Source organism: Pseudomonas sp. LBUM920 (assembly GCF_003852315.1).
In the GTDB taxonomy this organism is placed as follows: Bacteria; Pseudomonadota; Gammaproteobacteria; order Pseudomonadales; family Pseudomonadaceae; genus Aquipseudomonas.
Genome location: NZ_CP027762.1, coordinates 3,331,219 through 3,350,459, shown reverse-complemented (window position 1 = coordinate 3,350,459; position 19,241 = coordinate 3,331,219). Strand labels below are relative to the sequence as shown.

The 19,241-nt window shown below is 60.7% G+C and carries 15 protein-coding genes; 6 read left to right on the top strand and 9 right to left on the bottom strand.

The annotated features are described in order from the left end of the window. Positions 1 to 18 precede the first annotated feature (18 nt). Both C4J83_RS15495 and C4J83_RS15490 read right to left on the bottom strand, forming a co-directional pair. Positions 19 to 1,029, bottom strand: coding sequence for an aldo/keto reductase (locus C4J83_RS15495; RefSeq protein ID WP_106579168.1), 1,011 nt, complete (start codon positions 1,027 to 1,029; stop codon positions 19 to 21). An 81-nt stretch (positions 1,030 to 1,110) separates the two neighbouring features. Beyond that, entirely contained in the window at positions 1,111 to 2,013 is a 903-nt protein-coding gene (locus C4J83_RS15490) for a LysR family transcriptional regulator (RefSeq protein WP_124417517.1), read from the bottom strand. 101 nt (positions 2,014 to 2,114) lie between these two features. On the opposite strand from C4J83_RS15490, the gene C4J83_RS15485 reads away from it, so the two are divergent. Next, positions 2,115 to 2,819 (top strand): SDR family oxidoreductase, encoded by a 705-nt coding sequence (locus tag C4J83_RS15485; RefSeq protein ID WP_124417516.1) that lies wholly within the window; start codon positions 2,115 to 2,117, stop codon positions 2,817 to 2,819. A gap of 130 nt (positions 2,820 to 2,949) precedes the next feature. On the opposite strand, the gene C4J83_RS15480 is transcribed toward C4J83_RS15485, so the two are convergent. Further along, positions 2,950 to 4,260 (bottom strand): MFS transporter, encoded by a 1,311-nt coding sequence (locus C4J83_RS15480; RefSeq protein ID WP_106579171.1) that lies wholly within the window; start codon positions 4,258 to 4,260, stop codon positions 2,950 to 2,952. Positions 4,261 to 4,421: 161 nt separating this feature from the next. Between C4J83_RS15480 and C4J83_RS15475 the strand changes: the two genes are divergently transcribed. The 4 genes from C4J83_RS15475 (at position 4,422) to C4J83_RS15460 (ending at position 8,462) form a co-directional block, all read left to right on the top strand. Further along, positions 4,422 to 5,528, top strand: coding sequence for a sugar diacid recognition domain-containing protein (locus tag C4J83_RS15475; RefSeq protein WP_124417515.1), 1,107 nt, complete (start codon positions 4,422 to 4,424; stop codon positions 5,526 to 5,528). Positions 5,529 to 5,619: 91 nt separating this feature from the next. Next, positions 5,620 to 6,759, top strand: a complete 1,140-nt coding sequence (locus C4J83_RS15470) for a glycerate kinase (protein ID WP_119740322.1) — start codon at positions 5,620 to 5,622, stop codon at positions 6,757 to 6,759. A 55-nt stretch (positions 6,760 to 6,814) separates the two neighbouring features. Beyond that, positions 6,815 to 7,888, top strand: coding sequence for a DUF1176 domain-containing protein (locus tag C4J83_RS15465; RefSeq protein ID WP_124417514.1), 1,074 nt, complete (start codon positions 6,815 to 6,817; stop codon positions 7,886 to 7,888). 61 nt (positions 7,889 to 7,949) lie between these two features. Next, complete coding sequence (locus C4J83_RS15460) at positions 7,950 to 8,462, top strand: GNAT family N-acetyltransferase (protein ID WP_106579175.1); 513 nt, start codon at positions 7,950 to 7,952, stop codon at positions 8,460 to 8,462. On the opposite strand, the gene C4J83_RS15455 is transcribed toward C4J83_RS15460, so the two are convergent. Continuing rightward, positions 8,459 to 9,151 carry an aspartate/glutamate racemase family protein gene (locus tag C4J83_RS15455; RefSeq protein ID WP_124417513.1) on the bottom strand — a complete coding sequence of 231 codons (693 nt, stop codon included), beginning with the start codon at positions 9,149 to 9,151 and terminating at the stop codon, positions 8,459 to 8,461. The genes C4J83_RS15460 and C4J83_RS15455 overlap by 4 nt on opposite strands. Before the next feature lie 161 nt (positions 9,152 to 9,312). On the opposite strand from C4J83_RS15455, the gene C4J83_RS15450 reads away from it, so the two are divergent. Continuing rightward, positions 9,313 to 9,807, top strand: coding sequence for a hypothetical protein (locus C4J83_RS15450; protein ID WP_124417512.1), 495 nt, complete (start codon positions 9,313 to 9,315; stop codon positions 9,805 to 9,807). A 64-nt stretch (positions 9,808 to 9,871) separates the two neighbouring features. Here the strand turns inward: C4J83_RS15450 and C4J83_RS15445 are convergent, their stop codons facing one another. The 5 genes from C4J83_RS15445 to C4J83_RS15425 form a co-directional block, all read right to left on the bottom strand. Then, the gene (locus C4J83_RS15445) at positions 9,872 to 10,870 is read right to left on the bottom strand and encodes a DUF3829 domain-containing protein (protein ID WP_124417511.1); all 999 of its coding nucleotides are present in this window, start codon (positions 10,868 to 10,870) and stop codon (positions 9,872 to 9,874) included. Further along, complete coding sequence (locus C4J83_RS15440; protein WP_124417510.1) at positions 10,867 to 12,435, bottom strand: J domain-containing protein; 1,569 nt, start codon at positions 12,433 to 12,435, stop codon at positions 10,867 to 10,869. The genes C4J83_RS15445 and C4J83_RS15440 overlap by 4 nt, the downstream gene beginning before the upstream one ends. 180 nt (positions 12,436 to 12,615) lie before the next feature. Beyond that, positions 12,616 to 14,016 carry a DUF1254 domain-containing protein gene (locus tag C4J83_RS15435; RefSeq protein ID WP_119740331.1) on the bottom strand — a complete coding sequence of 467 codons (1,401 nt, stop codon included), beginning with the start codon at positions 14,014 to 14,016 and terminating at the stop codon, positions 12,616 to 12,618. Positions 14,017 to 14,343: 327 nt separating this feature from the next. Further along, the gene (locus C4J83_RS15430; protein ID WP_106579181.1) at positions 14,344 to 14,709 is read right to left on the bottom strand and encodes a response regulator; all 366 of its coding nucleotides are present in this window, start codon (positions 14,707 to 14,709) and stop codon (positions 14,344 to 14,346) included. Positions 14,710 to 14,924: 215 nt separating this feature from the next. Continuing rightward, the gene (locus C4J83_RS15425; protein ID WP_124417509.1) at positions 14,925 to 19,052 is read right to left on the bottom strand and encodes an Mcf1 protease effector domain-containing protein; all 4,128 of its coding nucleotides are present in this window, start codon (positions 19,050 to 19,052) and stop codon (positions 14,925 to 14,927) included. Positions 19,053 to 19,241: the final 189 nt, after the last annotated feature.

The following is a 19,241-nucleotide window of genomic DNA, read 5'->3' as shown; positions in this document are numbered from 1 at the left end:
ACCTACACGTTGCAGGCGCTACGCGCGTGCCACGCGGCCCGAAACAAAATGCCCCACATCATTAAAGCCCGGCGTGGACGAATGCCCCGGCGTTACCAGTGAATCAATAAAGGCCTCATCTTCAGCGCTGATCTTCACCTCCAACGCGCCGGTGTAGGCATCCCACTGCGCTTCGGTGCGCGGCCCGACAATTGCCGAGCTCACGGCCGAGTTGTTCAGCACCCAGGCAATCGCAAACTCGACAATGCCGACGCCGCGCCCTTGGGTGTACTGCTGAATCTGTTGGGCGATGCGCAGTGACTCCACGCGCCATTCGGTTTCCAGAATGCGCTTGTCCTGACGCGCCGCACGGCTGCCCGCTTGAGGAGCGACGTCGGGTGCGTACTTGCCGCTGAGCACGCCGCGCGCCAACGGGCTGTAAGGCACCACGCCCAGGCCGTAGGCGGCTGCGGCGGTGAGCTGCTCGACCTCGGCCTGGCGATTGACGATGTTGTACAGCGGCTGGCTGATGATCGGCTGGTCCACGCCCAAACGCTCGGCCACGCGAATCACTTCGGCGATGCGCCAGCCCCGGTAGTTGGACAGGCCCCAATAGCGGATCTTGCCCTGGCGGATCAGGTCGCCAATCGCCGACACCGTGACTTCCAGCGGCGTGTCATGGTCTTCGCGGTGCAGGTAATAGATGTCCAGGTAGTCGGTGTCCAGGCGCGTCAAGCTGGCTTCCAGCGCGTTGAAAATGCGCTTGCGGCTCAAGCCGCTGCGGTTCGGCACGCCGTCCGCCGGGCCGATGCCGACCTTGGACGCCACCACCCAGTCCTGGCGATGACGAACGATGGCCTCGCCGACGATTTCTTCGGAACGCCCGCCGGTGTAGACGTCGGCGGTGTCGATAAAATTGATGCCCTGGTCCCAGGCCTTGTCGATGATGCGCAGCGAGTCTTCGGTGTTGGTCTGTTCGCCAAACATCATGGTGCCCAGTGTCAGTGCGCTGACCTTCAACCCGGACTGGCCCAATGTGCGGTAAATCATGCAAAGCTCCTCATGGCAGGGAAACGTGAACCCTGCAATACCAGACTCGAGGGCTCTGGAACAAGCCCGGCGCGCGTTTCTTCATGCACTGAGCAAGGCCTGACAGCGTGCCTGCAGAAATCGGTGCAGCACTTTCACCCGTTCCGACACTTGCAGGCGGTGCGGGCACATCAGGTTGAACGGCGTGGGTTCGCCTTGCCAGTCAGGCAACAACCGCACCAGGCGCCCGGCCTTGATATCGCTGGCGATGTCCAGGTTGGCCTTGTAGGCAATGCCATGGCCTCCCAGCGCCCAGCGCCGCACGATTTCGCCGTCGTCGCTGAGGTAATCGCCCGTCACCTCGACTTCCTGCAGCAGTGCGCCCTGACGAAAGTACCAAGTGTTGTTGGCCTGCCCACGGCGCATGTAGCGCAGCGTGCTGTGCTGCGCCAGGTCTGCCGGCGTGCGCGGTGTGCCATGGCGCGCCAGATAGTCGGGGCTGGCGCAGGGAATACGGTGGTGGCCCGGCACCACCGGCAGCGCGACCAGGCTGGAGTCGCGTGGCACACCAAAGCGCAGGGCAATGTCGACGGTGTCGCGGAATAAGTCGGCGTTGCTGTCGTTGAGCAACAACTGCAAACGGATGTTCGGGTGTTCGCGCTTGAATTCATCCAGCCAGCCCAGCAGCACATTGCGGCCAAAATCCGAGGGCGCCGCCAATTGCAATAAACCGCTGAGGCTCTGGCCTTGTTGCTTGATCGCCTGCTCGCCTTCCGACAAGGCTTCCAGCGCAACCCGCACGCTGTCCAGGTAGCGCCGGCCTTCTTCGGTCAGGCGCATGCTGCGCGTAGAGCGGGCCAGCAGGCGGATGCCCAGCCGGGTTTCCAGCCGCTTGAGCGCAATGCTCGCTGCAGCCGGTGTGAGGTTGAGGCTGCGCGCCGCCGCTGACAGGCTGCCGGTGTCGGCGGTGCGCACGAACACTTCAAGGTCGAGGGTTGAGCTCATTTGTAAAAATCCTTTAAAGATCTTGTCGTTTTACCGGGATTTTTCGCTGATTGCCAAGCTGAGAAGATCAGCGCTCACTTTCTTAGTCAGGTAGTTAACCCATGACATCTTCCCTCAGCGGTAAAACCGTCATCGTCATCGGCGGCAGCAGCGGTATCGGCGCCGCCGTGGCCAAGGCAGCCACGGCACGAGGCGCACAGGTGGTGCTGGCCGGGCGCCGGTTGACCTCCGGTGTCGACAACGGCGTACGCGGCGAGCCGGTCGATGTGACCGACACTGCGTCCTTGCAACGCTTGTTCGAGGCGGTGGGGCGCTTTGACCATCTGGTCTACACCTCTGGGCCGTCGGTGCGGGCCAAACCCTTGCTCGACACTGACCTGGATGAAGCCCAGGACAATTTCAACGTGAAGCTCTGGGGCTCGCTGCGCGCGATTCAACAGGCGCTGCCATTTCTCGACGAGCACGGCAGCATCACGCTGACCTCTGGCCAACTGGGCCGTAAATTGGCGCCCGGCCAGTTCATCAAGACCGGGATCAACGCCGCGACCGAGGCGCTGGGCAAACAGCTGGCGAAGGAGCTGGCACCACGTCGGGTCAATGTGATCAGCCCGGGGGTGATTGACACGCCTGCTTATGCAGGCTTGCCAGAAGAACAGCGCCAGGCGATGTTTGCCAAGGCCGGCGGGGCCTTGCCGGTTGGGCGCGTGGGGCAGGCTGAAGAAGTGGCGGCGGGGTACGTGCTGGCCATGGAAAATGGCTTCGTCACCGGCGCCGTGATCGACATCGACGGCGGCGGCCTGTTGTAAACCCGGCAACCAAAAGTGGGAGCGGGCTTGCTTGCGAAAGCAGTGTGTCAGTCACTGAATGTATCGACTGAACCACCGCATTCGCGAGCAAGCCCGCTTTCACATTGAACTCATTGCTGCTGGGCGCGCGTTATACCTTCAACGTGCGCGTCATGCGCAGCGCCAACACGCTACCGGCAACGATCACCGCCGCCAGCAAGTACAACGCCACATCCGTGGACCCGGTGGCATCCTTCACAAACCCTACGATATACGGGCTGAGGAAGCCGGCCATCTGGCCCATGGAGTTGATCAGGGCCAAACCACCGGCCGCTGCGCCGGCACTGAGCAGAGCCGTCGGCACCGGCCAGAACATCGGCAGGCCGGTGAGGGCGCCCATGGTGGCGATGGTCAGGCCAAGAATCGCAATCGCCGGAGTAGTGGCGAAATTAACGGCGATCACCAAACCGATAGCGCCCATCAACATCGGCACCACCAAGTGCCAGCGACGCTCCTTGCGCAAGTCGGCGGAGCGGCCCACCAGCAACATGAACACCGCGGCCAGCAGGTACGGAATCGCGCTGAGCCAGCCAATCACCAGGTTATCGCTGAAGCCCAGGCTCTTGATGATCGACGGCAGCCAGAAGTTGATCGCGTACACGCCGCTCTGGATGCAGAAGTAGATCAGGCCAAACGCCCAGATGGCCGGGTTCTTGAACACCTCGCCGAGCGAATCTGTGGTGGTTTTCGGTTTGTTCGCCAGATCCGTCGCCTGGTCGGCCTCCAGCACTGCACGCTCATGCGGCGTAAGCCACTTGGCATTGGCGAAGCTGTCGCTGAGCAGGAAATAAGCGAGCGCGCCCAGAATCACCGTCGGGATGCCTTGCAACAGGAACATCCACTGCCAGCCGGCCAGGCCACCCTGGCCGGCGGCAAAGTGGTTGAGGATCCAGCCGGAAAACGGGCTGCCAAGCAGGCCGGACACCGGGATTGCCGACATGAACAACGCCATGATCCGCCCACGGCGGAAGGTCGGGAACCACTGCGAGAGGTACAGCACCACGCCTGGGAAGAACCCGGCTTCAGCGGCACCGGTCAACAGGCGCAGGCCATAGAAGTGTGTCGGCGTGGTCACGAACAGCAAGCATGTGGAGAGCGTGCCCCACACGATCATCATCAGCGCAATCCAGCGCCGCGGGCCGAACCGGGTCAGCGCCAGGTTGCTCGGCACGCCGCACAGTACATAACCGATAAAGAAAATCCCGGCCCCCAGGCCGTAGACCGTTTCACTGAATTTCAACGCATCGAGCATCTGCAACTTGGCAAAACCAACGTTTACCCGGTCAAGGTAATTAAACAGGTAGCAGATGAAAATGAAGGGAATCAGGCGCAGGGTGATGCGCTTGTAGATGGCGTTTTTATCGTCATCGGTGGCCAGTGTGGCAGCGGCGCTCTGTGACATGTCAGTCTCTCTTTATTATGATTTTTCGCGATGCGAAGGTAACGTTGATCGCTCAATGAGTCTCGGCCACCTTGCGGGGTGCTGTCTTTGTGCTTGCGCACAGTCAGGCACGCTTTGCGCTGTGCCTATGACCAACTCGCTTTTTTCAGGAACTTAGCCCCATGTTCGAGCTGGATCATGACCTGGCGCAGGATATCGTCAATCGCACCATGGCGATCCTGCCCTATAACGTCAACGTCATGGACAGCCAGGGCCTGATTCTGGGCAGCGGCGAGCCTGAGCGCATCAATACCCGCCATGAGGGTGCGCAGCTGGTGCTGGCCAACGGCCGGGTAGTCGAGATCGACGGCCAGACTGCCAAGCACCTCAAAGGCGTGCAGCCGGGTATCAACCTGCCCTTGATGCACGACCAACGCCTGATCGGCGTGCTGGGCATTACCGGTGAACCCGAGCTGTTGCGCACCTACGCTGAACTGGTGCGCATGACCGCCGAGATGTTGGTCAGCCACCGTCATCAGCAAGCCGAGCAGCAATGGCGACGCCAGCGGTGCGACGACCTGCTTGCGTTATTGCTGGCCGAACGCGGTGACTCGCCGCGCCTGGTGGACGAGGCCCAGCAACTGGGGCTCAAGCCGCACATGCCGCGCACGCCGTACTTGTTTGAGCTGGGCGTGGGTCAGTCGGCCGAAGCGCTGAGCGCCTGGCTGACCAGCCGTTACCCGGACAGTTGGTGTGTCAGCTCTGCGCAGTTTTCCCTGTTGTGGTGCCGGCCGGCGGCGGTGCAGGTGGACAACCCACGGCTGCTGGAAAAACTTCAGGGCCTGGGCTGGAACATCCTGCGGGTTGCCGTCGGTGGGCAAGCAGATGGCCTGGCGGGCCTGCGCCGGTGTTATCGCCGGGTCGGCGATCTGCTGGCCTACGGTCGTGACATCTTGCCCCAGTCACGTTTGTTGACGCTCAACCGCTATCGCCTGCCGGTGATGCTCTGGCGCCACCGCAACGACGATGCGCTGGATGAACTCTTGAACCCGTTGCGCAAAGTGCTGACCAAGGACACCAACGGCCAGCTGCTTGCCACGCTGCGCAGTTGGTGCGACCACGACGGCCAGAGCCAGGCCTGCGCCGACGCGCTGGGCATCCACCGCAACAGCTTGCGCTACCGCATGGAACGCATTGCCGAGCTCAGCGGCGTCGACCCGTTGACCCTCGACGGCATGCTGGCCCTGTACCTTGGCGTACAGCTTTTGCCCCAGGCTTTGTCGGAATGAACAACAAACCTGCGCCACACTTGTGCATCGGACCGGCGTCATTGCCGCAGCCAACTGGCAGCATGGGCGTTATAAAAACCGGAGAACGCCCATGAAAATCATCATCGCCCCCGACTCGTTCAAGGACAGCCTGAGCGCCGAAGGCGTCGCCCAGGCCATCGCCGAAGGCTTGGCCGAGGTCTGGCCGCAGGCACATCTGGTCCAGTGCCCGATGGCGGACGGTGGTGAAGGCACGGTGGATTCGGTCCTTGCTGCCTGCAAGGGCGAGTTGCGCAGCCAAACCGTTCGAGGCCCCTTGGGCGCGTCGGTTGAAGCACGCTGGGGCTGGTTGGCCGACAGCCATACCGCCATTATCGAAATGGCCGAAGCCAGTGGTTTGCAACTGCTGGCGCCGGGTAAACGCGACGCCTGTTCGAGCAGCACCTACGGCACGGGCGAACTGATCCGTGCAGCCCTGGACGCCGGTGCCCAGCGCATCATTCTGGCGATTGGTGGCAGTGCGACCAACGATGCCGGTGCCGGGGCGATGCAGGCGCTGGGTGTGCAACTGTTTGATGCGCAAGATCAGGCACTTGCCCCGGGTGGCCTGGCGCTGGCGCGGCTTGCGCGGATCAGCCTTGAACAGCTGGACCCACGTTTGGCTCAGGTGCGTTTTGAAATTGCCGCCGATGTGAATAACCCGCTGTGTGGTCCGCACGGCGCATCTGCCATTTTCGGCCCGCAAAAAGGTGCCAGCGCGCAGCAGGTCGAACAACTGGACGCAGCCCTGGGTCACTTTGCCGATCATTGCACCAAGGTCCTGCCCAAAGACGTGCGCGATGAACCCGGCAGCGGCGCCGCCGGTGGCCTGGGCTTTGCCGCCAAAGCGTTCCTTGGCGCGCAATTTCGCGCGGGTGTTGAGGTGGTGGCCGAACTGGTCGGCCTGGATGCAGCGGTGCAGGGGGCTGACCTGGTGGTCACCGGCGAAGGCCGTTTCGACGCCCAGACCCTGCGCGGCAAAACCCCCTTCGGCGTGGCGCGCATCGCCCAGCAGCACAACGTGCCCGTCATCGTGATCGCCGGTACCCTGGGCGACGGCTACGAGCATATGTATAGCCACGGCGTGAGCGCCGCATTCGCCTTGCCGTCCGGGCCGATGAGCCTTGAACAGGCGTGCAGCGACGCGCCGCGCCTGCTGCGCGAGCGCGCGGCAGATATTGCGCGACTGTGGCGCACAGCGACCGGGCGCTGACGCAACACCGTGAACGTGGGACAATCCGCGCCGTTTTTCGACACGGAGAGTCCCCATGCTGCGCACCACCGCTTTGCTGGCCCTGTTGCTGACTGGCATCAGCGCCCCGGCCCTCGCTCAACCCGCGACTGAAACCGTCCCGCTGCTGCGGGAAATCAAGAATTGGGTCACCGGCTGCGACAACCTGCGCAATTGTCACGCCCTCAGCGCGCCCAGTGGCGTGGATGAGGAAGATGCCAGCTCCCTGACCTTGCATATCTGGCATCAAGCCGGCCCCGAAGGGTACCTGCGCTTACGCGTTGATCATCGCGGTGAGGCGCTGGACCTGTCTACTCTGCAATTGGACGGAAAGCCCCTGGGCCAGGCACTGACGCGCAGCCTGGAGGTGCAGTTGGACGATCAGGGTGTTGATCCCCACCTGCAATCCTACGGCGTGATCGAGGACGCGCCGGCGCGGCTCTGGCTACAGCGCTTGCGCAACGGCCAGCGTTTGCAGTTACCGGGCGACGACACCGCGCATGTGTCCCTGAGCGGGCTGAGTGCCTCGCTGCTGTTGATGGACGCGGTGCAAGGGCGGGTGGATAACGTCACCGCACTTGCGCGGCCTGGCAAGAGCGCGGCCAGCGACGTGCCGGCACGCTTGCCGCCACCGGTGCTGCGCCCCTTCACGTCGGCGCCGGCGCTCAACGACCAGGAACACGCCGCGCTGGCCGCCGCTGCGGTGAAGGCGATCACCACCACCGACACCGCGATGAAACCCGAGGCCGAAGTTGGCGCGTTGAGCGAGGCTCAAGCCCTGACAGTGGTGCGCTATGACTGCGCGGCCTACACCTGCGAGTACGAAGTCGGCAGCCGTGAGCGCAAGGCGCCGTACGCCGAAACCACGTTGAGCATTCAACCGCTACCTGTGGACGGCGCTGCCTTGCAAGGCTCGGTCGGCTACGACCCAACCACCGGCACCTTGAGCTATTTCTACAAACTGCGTGGCGTTGGTGATTGCGGCGAGGGCGGTGTCTGGGTGTTTGACGGCAAGGCTTTCCAACTGCGCGAGTTGCATCAGATGCCGCGCTGCAATGGGGTGGGTTACGGCGATTGGCCGACGTTGTGGACGACAGTGCCAGCACCCTAGCCAGCGTGGCGGCTTGGCCTCTACACTGGGCGGCCACTTGTTTTTCCAAGGAAGAAACGCAATGCGCACACCTGAATCCCCTATCGTGATCCAGCGCTTCACCGAGGCCCACCTTGAAGGCGTCGCTGCGCTCTACAACGAACCGGCTGTGTGCCGTCAGGTGCTGCAAATGCCTTTTCAGTCGGTGCAGGCGTGGCGTAACAAGCTGGCGCTGGATAACGAGCGGCGGCTACAGCTGGTGGCGATGCATGCAGGGGAAGTGATCGGCCAGCTTGGCCTGGAGCAAACCCTGCGGGTGCGCCGCAGCCATGTCGGTTCGTTCGGCATGGGCGTCGCCACGGCCTGGCAAGGCAAGGGCGTCGGCTCCAGGCTGTTGACGGCCGCGCTGGACGTGGCCGACAACTGGATGAATTTGCGCCGCGTCGAACTGACGGTGTACGCCGACAACGAAGCCGCGCATAACCTCTATCGCAAGTTCGGCTTCGAGGTCGAAGGCCGGATGCGCGATTACGCCCTGCGTGACGGCGTCTTCGTTGACACCCTGAGCATGGCGCGCCTGCGCCAGACTGCTTAACCCCCCAGAGCAAACGCCACCGCAGCCTGCGCATGCAGCTCGGTGGTGTCCAGCAATGGCAGGTTGCTGTGCTGCGGTTTGATCAGCAGGCCGATTTCCGTGCACCCAAGAATGATTGCCTGGGCGCCCCGTGCGGCCAGCGACTCGATTACCCGCTGATAGACCTGGCGCGAGGCAGCGCTGAGCACGCCGACACACAACTCCTCATAGATGATTCGGTGCACGGCCTGACGCTCGTCAGCGTCGGGCACCAACACGGTCAAGCCTTGGGCGGTCAGGCGTGCGGTGAGAAAGTCCTGCTCCATGGTGAACGCCGTGCCCAGCAAACCGACTGTCAGCGTACCGGCTTCTACCGCAGCGGCACCGGCGGCATCGGCAATATGCAGGAACGGAATCGACACGGCCGCCTCGATACGCGCTGCAACCCGATGCATGGTGTTGGTACACAGCACCACGCAATCCGCACCGCCAGCCTGCAAGCGGCGCGCCGCATCCTCGAGGATCAGCGCGGCGTCATCCCAACGGCCGGCATGCTGCGCCTGCTCGACCGGGCCGAAATCCACGCTGTACATTAACAGTTGCGCCGAGCGCAGCGGGCCCAGCTGGTCACGCACGCGCTGGTTGATAATGCGGTAATACTCGGCGCTGGACTCCCAGCTCATGCCGCCGATAAGGCCGATGGTGCGCATGCGATGCTCCTGACAGGGGATGTCGCCTCACCTTACCCATCGGCTGCGCAATAGTCATACGCAGTTGCCGGTCAAATGACCGGTGCAGTTAAGCCGCACGCTGAACCGCCGCATCTGCCATGATCAGCGTTCGCAACCTGGCCCACCCAAGGAAATCCGCAATGGACGATGTACAGCAATTGGGCGAGATGCTTCGTCATTACGCCGACAGCGAAGCGCACAAAAAACAGCAGTTCGACGTGCAGTCCGCACGCTGGGCGCAAAAGCTCGGCGAGCTGTTCGGGCAGATCGAGCAGTGGCTGGAACCCGTCAAGATCACTGGGCTGCTGGAAGTCCACCGTGAGGCCTATGTCGCCAGCGGCCCGAGCCTGCCGGTTGAGACGTCGACCTTCAAAACCGAAAAACTGACGGTGCACATCACCGGCAAGACGGTGGAGTTCGTGCCGGACGTGATGGGGGCGGGCGGCTCGATTGCCGTGTCGGTGATGGGCTTGACCGCTGCACGGCACGGCAGCGTATCGCTGGTGCTGCCGGCTGATAAAAACGACTGGCTATGGAAAAAAACCAACGGCCTGAAGGACCCGGACACGTTTACCTTCGACGCTAATTTTCTGGCGTCGCAGTTGCAGAGCCTGATCCCGCGCGATCGCGTTTGAGCGGGCTCGACCGGCGCCGGGTGCCCCGGCGCAATCCTGAGCTGGGCGCAGCACGCACTCAGGGCTAGAACGCATTTCTTGCCGGGCGGTTGTAATAACTGAGCAGCGCGTCGTAGCGGCGAGTCACGAGGTAGTAATCGTCACTCAGCTGTTGCGGCGGGGCGTGGTCCAGCCAGTCTTGAAGCAGATTGTGCAGCGCGATGAGGTAGGCATCGGCGGGCTGCCTGATGACGTACCAAAGGTGCAGGGCTTCATCATTAAGGTTTTTATTCGGGATGTGGTCCACGAAGGTTGCGCTGTTTTCGTTGGCGCGCTGCACCGCCGCCGTCAGCTTCGCCAGCGCCTGGGGCGTCAGGCTGGCAGTGCGCACGCCGTCGTCGATCTGGTCCACCGCCGCGCGTGCGCTGATCATGTAATTGAGCAGGTGCCAGTGCAGGTCCTGGCCCAGACGCGCTTCCAGCACAGCCCGTTGCTCAACGCGCAGACGCTGATCTTGCACCGCCAGGCCGCGGCGCAGCTGGCTGGACACCGTCGCGTAGGCTTCGCCATTTCTGCTGAGTTCGTCTTGAATGCGTTGCTGCAAGACGTCGCCGAACAGCCGCCGCTGGTTCGAGGTGCCCAGCGTAAAGGAGATTTTCTGCAGGCTCGCGAGGTACTCAGCGGTCATCCCGATCAAGGGGCTGGCGGGGTGCTGATGCGCCAGCTTGGTGGTGAGGGTGGGGGCGCACACGTCGTTCTGGATCACCCGCGCCTGCGGCTCGCTGTTGTCGCCGAACTCTTCGCGTGACCTGGCGTAGCGACCTGCCGGCAAAGAGGTTTGCGCTTCAGGCGCTGACTCGGCCATTGGCGGGTGTACCAAACGCTGGTAGGCCAGCCGCGTGTCTCGGTCAACGCGGTTCATGCAGTCGATGATCGGCGCCAGCGCACTGGCGGCCGCGGTTTGCGGGCCGTCGAGCCTATCCAGCCACAACTCGAGCACTTGGGTGTGTTTGCCCGCGCCGGCCAGGCCGACCAGCATCAGCATAAACGCGAGGCCAATGGGGAGTAACAGGGCTGGGTTCATTGCTCGGCCTCCTGGCCATACCATTGCGCGTGTGTGGCCGGGGCCTGACAGTCCTCAGCGGTTTGCGGCATGCGGCTGCACACGCGTTCGGTCCATTGCTGCAGACCTTGGTGGCGACCGACCTGATGGCGGCTGTCGAGGTATTTAAACCCGGCAAACACCAGGGCGAAGGCGAGGGCGCTCAGGCCGATGGCGCCCAAGGCCCGGCGCGGAAAATGGGCGGCCCACTCCTTCACGCTCATGCCTGCCCGGCGCTTGCCCGCGCCGACGGCAGCCAGGACCGCCACCAGTGTCAGGCCGGCGACGGGCCCGAACTGAGCGCTGATGGCAATGCCCATGGCCGCACCCGGGATCAGGTCGCGTACCGGCAACAACGGCAGGCGGGTGGGGCTCATCCAGCGCGGCAGTGTTGCACCGAGACGTTCATCCAGCACGCGCAGCCAATGCGCCAACGGGCGCCACACCTGCCAGGCCAGTGCGCCAACGGCCATGTAGGCCATCGACCAGGCCAACGCGTCCCCCGCAGTGTCCACTAACGCGCCCGCTTGCCAGGACGACTGGAACAGCGCTCCGACAAGGCAGCCCAGCACAATCGCGAGCAGCAGCGGCAAGGTGTCGAAAGCGGTTTCCCAATCCTGCCAGAAATACGGCGTGCCGCCTGGCATCGCCTGCGCTACGTCGGGATGGTCGGCTTTAAGGGTCGCGGCCAAGGTTCGGCACGCCTCCCAGTCTTGTTCACTCAGACGCTGGGCGAATGCACGCCGCTGGCCCAGAGACATCGGCGCCAGCAATAAGCGCGCGGCGCGTTGCTGTGGGGTATTCGGCGCTGTGGCCGCCAACGCGTACTGGTGGGCCATGAATACCGGGCCTTGCTGGCGCCGCATCAAGTGTTGCCATTCGTCTGCAGGGCAGGCGTGTTCGCTGCCCTGCCATCCCTGGCCGGTGCGCACGGCCTCAAACACGGCGGGGGACCAGAACTGGCTTTCGGTCAACAGCGTCGCCAGCATGTGGTGAACCCACTGGGCATGCGCCGGTTGCTGGAGCCAGGGCTGATCAACGCGCGCGGCATAAGCTGCGAGAAAAGCCGCTTCGTCACGCTCGGCCATGGCCAAGCTCAGTGTGTGTTGGAAGGCTTGCCTGCGCTGTTCGGCCAAGGCTTCGATCAGCGCTTGCGGCAACTCCAGGCGTTGCCAGGCGCTGAGCCACTGGAAAGTGTCAAACGCCCAACGCCGATCCTCTTCATTGAGCTCCTCGTCCCAGAGGCAGCGTTTAAGCAGCCCCACTTCAAATTCCAGCCCGGCACCCGCGGCCATCGCCAGCGTGTAGTGCTCCTGCAAGGTTTGGGCAGCCAAGGCCGTCGGCACCGTGGCCACGGCCAGCTCAGCGCCGTCGTCTTCCTGCGTCCATTGTTGCCAATTCAAGGCGTGTTCGTACGCTTCACGCAGGCGTTGAAAACCTTCCGGATCATCATCCGGTCGGGTTTTCTTCAGCAAGGTGGCGTATTGGCGTTTGATCGTGCGGCTATCGGCATTCGGGGATAGGCCGAGGACATCCCAGCAAGTCATGTGCGGTACAACTCCATAAATAACGCGCGCACCTTACCCGGTTTAGTGTCCGCTGAACCAGTGGGAGTGAGGGAGGGCGCGGTCTTGCTGGCGTACTTGGCGCACCCGCTTCGAAGACCCGCAGGGTGCGTGCCCGGTCGCAAACCGGTGGCGAACGGGCACGCGGCTGTCAGCCGAGGGTTATTTGAGCGGCGTCAGCGGTGGCAACTTCCATTGGCCGTTACTTGCTTCAGGCTTGGGCAAGTAGATGCGCAGTACTGCGTAGAACGGGCCTGGCGGTGCCGGCAGCCAGTTGCTCTGTTCGGCTTTCGGTGGCTCGTGGTGCTGCAACGCCAGGGTCAGGCCGCCGTCGGCGTCCAGTTTGAGGTTGGGCAACATCCGCGAATTGATCAGGTAGCGCTTCTTGAGGTTGGGCGCCAGCAGCTTGGTCTTGGCGTCGTACATGGTCAGCGACCAGAACGCTTCAGCGGGCGGCAGTTGATCCTTGTCAAAGTGCACGGTGTAGCTGTGCCGTGCGCCGTTGGCCGGTTTACCCTCGCTGTCGACGAAGTAGTTCAGGTAAATGGCCTCATCGGGGGAGTTGCCGAAAATTCCCAGGTCCGCACCGGCGTAGCGGTACAGGTAGTTGTTTTTCAGGCGGTCGCGGCTGCCGAACAGGTCGCCGCTGGCCACTTGGTGAGTGTCGATTTTGTCTTTCTTGAACGCGGCGAATTCGGCTCGGCCGTCGGCAATCCCGTCTTCCAGGGCTTTGCGCTGCTCTGCGGTCAAGTCCTTGACCTTGAACGGCGCGCCCGGGGCGATGCCGATCTTGGCAAAGCGCGCCAGCAGGTCCTTTTCGCTGTCCTGAGGGGCGGCGAAGGCCAACATGAAGTTCAGGTAACGAAACAGCTGCGGGCCTTCGGTCATGGTGGCCATCGGCTTGGGCCATTCAATTTTCGGCACCGCGGCCGGCGCAGGCTGTTTTACGTAGCTGCTCAGGGGCTGCACTTTGTAGCCGTTCTGGATCTGCTTGACCTTGTTCAGGTCCTTTTCATCAAACAGCTGCGTGCGGTACAGGGCGTAGGCGATATTGCTTTCGCTGTACACCACGCGGTCCACGTCAACCGGCTGCTGACCTTTCCAGTCCGGGCCGGCGATCATGTAGTGGCCGCCGTTGTTGCCGGTGCTGCGGGTGCCCAGGTAAGCGATGTTCTGCGTGTAGAGGTCGATCAGCTGCACCGAGTAGTAACGGTTGTCTTCGATCTTGGGCAGGGTCAACACCAACGGCTCTTTGCGCAGGTCCATCCATACGAAGGAGTAGGGCGTGTCCGAATTCGGGGTGGCGAACGCAGTGTCCTTGGGGGTGAACACCTGCGCGGTATTGCCGATATGGTTGAACGGCGCCTTGAAGTTGGGCCCGCCTTTATCGACGGCCTGGGTGTAGAGCGTCTTGTACATCGCCACGACCGGGTAGCCATACAGGTAGGCTTCCTTGGCAATCGCCCGTGCTTCGGCGGGGGTTGCCGTGAAGTCAGCCCAGGCACCGGTGCTCATGAATATCGAGAGGCTCGCCAACAGCAGGCGCGTCGGTTTTCCAATCATGTTGTTGCGTCCTTCCAGAGTTCTTTTGACTGACGGGAGTTGAAGGCGACGAGTTTCCAGTTTTATTTCGCGAACGTCACGTTAATCCCTGCAAACCAGGCCAACTGAGGTAAATCATCGCCTTGGCGCGCCCCTGTCTGTTGCGGTTTGACGCAGGTGTTGACGATGACGCGCTTGGGCATTCACGGATGATATCGATTCAAGCTAGCAGCAAATCCCTGACGCGCGAGCGGCTCAGGCAAATGAGCGCGCAGCGCCATTGGGAACGGCGAAATACGCTGAGGTCGGGAATGCCCCCGTATCCGGCGGCCTGCGGCAAATGAGGGACTATGCGTGGGGCAGCATGGATTTGACTTTGTCGCGCAATTGATCGATGGAGAAAGGTTTGCCAATTACTTGCATGCCGGCCGGCACGTCGATGCTTTCGGCATAGCCGCTGGCAAACAGGATTGGCAGGGCAGGGCGTAGCTCACGCACCTTGGCGGCCAGTTCTTTACCGTCCATATCAGGCAGGCCAACATCGGTCATCATCAGGTCGATCACCTGTGCAGTGTTTTCGACCACTTTCAAAGCTTCTTCAGCGTCCGCCGCTTCTATCACTGTGAACTCCAATTCTTCGAGTACATCGACGATCAGCATGCGCACGATGGCGTCGTCTTCGACTACAAGGAGGGTGGAGGGGGTGGCGGACATAATCAAAATTCCCGAAAAAATGAAGTGGGCAGGTCTTTAGCGGTTGAAAGACCATTCTCTAATGAGTCGCGTCAATCTCGGCAAGTTCCGTTGGCGCAGGCATTGTGAAGGGAATGGGCGCAAATGTCGCGTGCAAGTCCGCGGCCAGGGGGATGACGCGTTGCATGAATGGCACCGTCCAAAAGTGCCATTCACGCCAGTGAGTCACCTGTGGATCAGAGCGCGGTATTGAACAGTGCGTACGGGTTGTTGTAAGGAACCGTCGCCAGAAAGTCCAAGTCATTGAAGGTGCTGACGTCGTACTCCGGAATGCCGTGGTTAATGGCAACCGGTTTAAGCGTGCCGGCGCTCCAGCCGCTATTCAAGGTAGCGTCCAGCCCCCTGCGCATAGAAGCTTCGTCCGGGAACTTCGCCAGGCCGAAGTTGGGGTCAAAGAAAAACCATTCTTTCTGGTTGTTATTGACAATGACGCCCGCCAGAAGCCCGTGATTTTGGGTGCTGATCTTGAGGGTGGTTGATGTGGTTCTATTACTGAGGTCAGTAATAATGTCGGTGTACGCTTGCCGGGAAACCGGATTGGTGCCGTGAAAGTTCACGCGAAGCGCTTGGTGCATGCTGTTCAGTTGTCGGCGGAAACCAGTAATGGTGGGGTCGATGGAATTTAAGCTGGCTTTGAAGAAGTTATCGATCAGTACACGCTCTTTACCATGCTGAATAGCCAACGCCATGGTGTTAGCCAACGCAGCACATTCTCCTGATGAAGTAATGTCGTTTGAAGCCAGGTAGAAGGTTTGCGGCATGCCGATCGCTTTACCGCCTGCCTTTGCAATTTCTTCGCTAAACATCCTGGAGTACTCAAGACTGTTTTTGGTCTGGAGATTTTCTATCAGTTTGGCCAGTGCCCCTGTCTCTTCGGGGGTTCGGCGGGGGAGGATGGCCAGCTCTTTAAGTTCAAGCACGTTCATGGTGGGGTAGTAACCGTCTATGGTTTGGCCCCTTGGGTTAGCGTAGCCACGGTTGTAACCGGCGATATCCTTGAGCTTGACGTCATCTATGGCCTTCTTAAACACTTCGCCAAGATTAGGGGTCCGGGGGGTTGGCGCCACCCACGTGGACAACCAGTTAATGAAGTTGTGGTTTATCTCACCATTCCCAGCAACAGTGACAGGTTTGAAGTCGAGCAGCGGTTGCCCAAAGGGTTTCTGGCTGAGGGGGTCAAGGGCATACCATTTATTGTTCTGTAGGGTCGCGCCCACGTCCACTCGTTGCTCCAAAAACTTGTAGGTGCCCGTTGCTGTTATGCCCTGGCTTTTACTCGCGGCTTTAAGCAGGTCATAGCTACCGGTAGCCCCTTTGAGTTTGTTAACGGCTTCAAGACTTTTGTTCAGTGCGTAACGCCCGCCTTTGAGCAGCAGCTTGCCCCCCTGCGCCGCCATTTCATTCAAGCCACTGAGAGGGTTAAGTAGGGAAATGGCTTCGGCACCAATGACGCGGGTGCCACTCAGTACCTTGGAGCCAATGGAGAGCGCTGAGCGGCCGATCTTGATCAGCTTGCCTGCGACTGCAGCGCCGGCAGTGAGAAAGCCGAATATATCCATGGTGAGGTCTTGGGCTGCTTCACCGTAGTTGCCGCTATTGAAATTGACAATGGCTGATCTGAACGGGATCAGATTCAACAAAAAATCGTCAAGTGGCTTGGGCCCGCCTTGTAACGTATCCAGGGTGGTTTGCCCGCGGGCGTCTTCTTTTATGCTGGGGTCATCAAGTTCGAGGTGATCAACAAATGCGCTGGCAATCAAGTTAGATCGAATGCTGTTAAAGCTATCCATAGGTAATGCCAGCACGCCACGTTCTGTACCCAAGTCATGCACGTGATGGTTGAACGTGATTTCCTTGGTCTCATGCACCTGGTTGGCTACTCTCGACACCTTGGTGTGTGCCCGGCTCAGATTGATCTGTTTGATCGTGCTTTCATTTAAATTGATTTCGTAGGCTTGAGACTGACCATTCAGTTCGGTTCGGAATATCAGCCCTGGTTCTTTTTGGTGCTCCGTGTTATTCGGTAAAAAGCCCATGCCCAGCCGATGTGAACTCTCTTCAAAGACAGTGACTTTTCCAAACTCAAAGTTTTGTCTGTCTTCGAGTGGAAGCTGCGCGATCATATGCCTGACCGTGGCGTTAGTGCCGGTCTTTTTATCCCAGATCGCTTGGGTGAACTGCTGATCGAAGGCTTTCTGTACACCCACTATCGGGGCTGCATTGAGCTGCTCCAATGGGATGCTGGGGTCGTCTGACCTCCAAGGACGCGGATTCGGCATGTCCATCATGGCGATATCCAACATCGAATGTCGGCCGACCAACCCGGTTTGGTCCTCGGTGCCGCGATAGCTATCAGTGCCCAACACTTTCTTTTCAAATACCGGGCCCAGATCCCCAAAGCGTTCCTTTAATGTAGCCAGGGCAATTTCTTTTCGCGTCGGTATTGCTCCGTAGAGCATTTTGGAAGCCGAGAGCCGCTCTTCCAGTTGTTGGTTGAAGCTGTTTTTTATGCTGTCGAGTTGTGCGGGCGTATAGGTGTCGTCAGCATTTTTTGCAATGACGCCGTTGGCGACAGCCCAATCAACCAGCGCGGTACTTTGGGCGTATTCGGTAGCGGGTGATCGGCCTTTGGAGGCGTTGTACTCCAGCATGACCTCGGCGTACGTCATGTGCCTCACAGCGCCAGGTCGCTCGGCTTCTATAGTTGCCGCTGCAATCGACAGGAAAGCCCACGCCTGGCTGCCGACGGTCAGGTTGCCGGGAATATCTTTAATTAGAAACTGCGGGGCCGTATGGCCTAACAACAGGTGAGTGGCGAGCTTGGCGGTATCTACCGTGGCTTTTTGGGTGGCGACAAGATGCTGGCCAAGGCTTTCAATGACCGAGGAGGGTGAATGACCCCAATGCTGCGGGTCCGCCAGGTCAAATTCGCCCACCACGTTGCGTTCACGCGAGAGATAGGACTTTGGATCCATTCCAAGGTTGAGCGCGGTCAATAGATAGTCGTAGATACTGCTGTCCGAGGAGGCGCCGTTCATCTGCGTTTGCAGGGTTTTACCCAACGCCTGGGCCCTGGGGGTGTCGAGCAGTTTTTGCAGGGCCTTTTCTGGGTCCTGCAAATCGTTCGCCGTCAATGCACTGCCTCTGATCAAGTAACCGAGCGTCGCCTGGCTGTCAGGTGACAATGCCCCGCCGGGCGCACCGGGCTCGGCGCTGTAGAGGAAATCCAACATTTTTTGTTGATCGGCTTGCGACATCGGAATTGGCCAGGAAAGTGCGCCACCCAGATTGCCCAGAGGGCTCAATTGCGACTGCTGCTCCAACGTGGTCGCCAACGCAGTGAGCTCTTCCATGGTGCGCGGAAGTGCCAGGCCGAGGTCGGTCAGCGCTACTGCCAATGTGGGCGCCGGGCCTTGCGCCATGGCGTATGTCGAACCGACAAAAGGGACTAACCGTTCATTGTTCAAACTGTATGCGATCTGGGCAGCGGTAGCAGGCTGACCATCACCCTGGGTGGCTGCGTACCTAAGCTTGACGGCCAAGTCGTAAAGATCTGCCTTGTCTGCTATGAGGTGTTTTACCGTTTTGGTCAGCACCGCCGTGCCTGTGGCGCTACCGTCCTGGGGCTTGGCGGCATAGAACGTTTCAGCACTTAACCGTTGATCTGCAATTGCCAGCACAGAGCGGGTCGCGGCAGGTCGCAACGGGTCGCCTGCCGAGATAGGGCGTAGGCGCTTGGTGGCGATCAATATCTGGATTTCGCGTTCTACCTGAACCTCGTCACCGTCCATGCGCGGTTGACCATAAAAATCGCCCACAACCGCCAGAGGCACCTTCAGGACGCCATTCTCGAACGACAGGTGCAACGGGGTTTCCGGCGTGGGCGTGATGACGCGCGCCGCTGCCAGTATTGGCTCGGCGATAGCCTTCCAGCCTGGGGTGTCGCTCAGGGTAAATCTTCTGGCTACGCCATCAACCGTGGCATGCAACACGCCGGTGCTGGCAACGATGCTGACGGTGGCAGGATCGATGTGCTGCTGGCGCATCCACTCCTGTACAACCGGACGCTCAAGCTGAGCGTGATAAAGGGTCAACCACTGACCCAGCAGCGTGTTTTTTGGCACCTCGATCTTTTCATCGACGCCTTTCAACTTGTTCTGCAGGGCAGCGATATATTCGGCGAGCAACGTTACGTCATCGTTGGCGGCGCCGGTCGCGGCGTTCAGCGCAGCCGGTGTAGGCGCTTTGGCCATCGGCGCCAACTGTAGCCTGAAGGTTTGCTGTACTGCATTCGTGTTGGTCATCTGGTTTACCTTGCTGGGTTAAAAAGACGCCTTCCCAAAAGATCTTCCGTGTTCCTGAGGCGCACACCTGAGTGCTGAAACGAGGAAATTTCGTTCCAGCACGGCGCCACGTACCTGTATTTATTTGTGTAAATGAATTGATGAATTCGGACAGAATCCTTTGGAAATTCACGTTTAGAGCGTAGGAAG

Excerpts from the sequence above, each read along its gene's own strand:
- C4J83_RS15460 (WP_106579175.1), top strand. The coding sequence starts at position 7,950 with ATGCGCACACCTGAATCCCCTATCGTGATCCAGCGCTTCACCGAGGCC.
- C4J83_RS15425 (WP_124417509.1), bottom strand. The coding sequence starts at position 19,052 with ATGACCAACACGAATGCAGTACAGCAAACCTTCAGGCTACAGTTGGCG.
- C4J83_RS15475 (WP_124417515.1), top strand. The coding sequence starts at position 4,422 with ATGTTCGAGCTGGATCATGACCTGGCGCAGGATATCGTCAATCGCACC.
- C4J83_RS15450 (WP_124417512.1), top strand. The coding sequence starts at position 9,313 with ATGGACGATGTACAGCAATTGGGCGAGATGCTTCGTCATTACGCCGAC.
- C4J83_RS15455 (WP_124417513.1), bottom strand. The coding sequence starts at position 9,151 with ATGCGCACCATCGGCCTTATCGGCGGCATGAGCTGGGAGTCCAGCGCC.
- C4J83_RS15440 (WP_124417510.1), bottom strand. The coding sequence starts at position 12,435 with ATGACTTGCTGGGATGTCCTCGGCCTATCCCCGAATGCCGATAGCCGC.
- C4J83_RS15490 (WP_124417517.1), bottom strand. The coding sequence starts at position 2,013 with ATGAGCTCAACCCTCGACCTTGAAGTGTTCGTGCGCACCGCCGACACC.
- C4J83_RS15470 (WP_119740322.1), top strand. The coding sequence starts at position 5,620 with ATGAAAATCATCATCGCCCCCGACTCGTTCAAGGACAGCCTGAGCGCC.
- C4J83_RS15480 (WP_106579171.1), bottom strand. The coding sequence starts at position 4,260 with ATGTCACAGAGCGCCGCTGCCACACTGGCCACCGATGACGATAAAAAC.
- C4J83_RS15465 (WP_124417514.1), top strand. The coding sequence starts at position 6,815 with ATGCTGCGCACCACCGCTTTGCTGGCCCTGTTGCTGACTGGCATCAGC.
- C4J83_RS15495 (WP_106579168.1), bottom strand. The coding sequence starts at position 1,029 with ATGATTTACCGCACATTGGGCCAGTCCGGGTTGAAGGTCAGCGCACTG.
- C4J83_RS15430 (WP_106579181.1), bottom strand. The coding sequence starts at position 14,709 with ATGTCCGCCACCCCCTCCACCCTCCTTGTAGTCGAAGACGACGCCATC.
- C4J83_RS15435 (WP_119740331.1), bottom strand. The coding sequence starts at position 14,016 with ATGATTGGAAAACCGACGCGCCTGCTGTTGGCGAGCCTCTCGATATTC.
- C4J83_RS15445 (WP_124417511.1), bottom strand. The coding sequence starts at position 10,870 with ATGAACCCAGCCCTGTTACTCCCCATTGGCCTCGCGTTTATGCTGATG.
- C4J83_RS15485 (WP_124417516.1), top strand. The coding sequence starts at position 2,115 with ATGACATCTTCCCTCAGCGGTAAAACCGTCATCGTCATCGGCGGCAGC.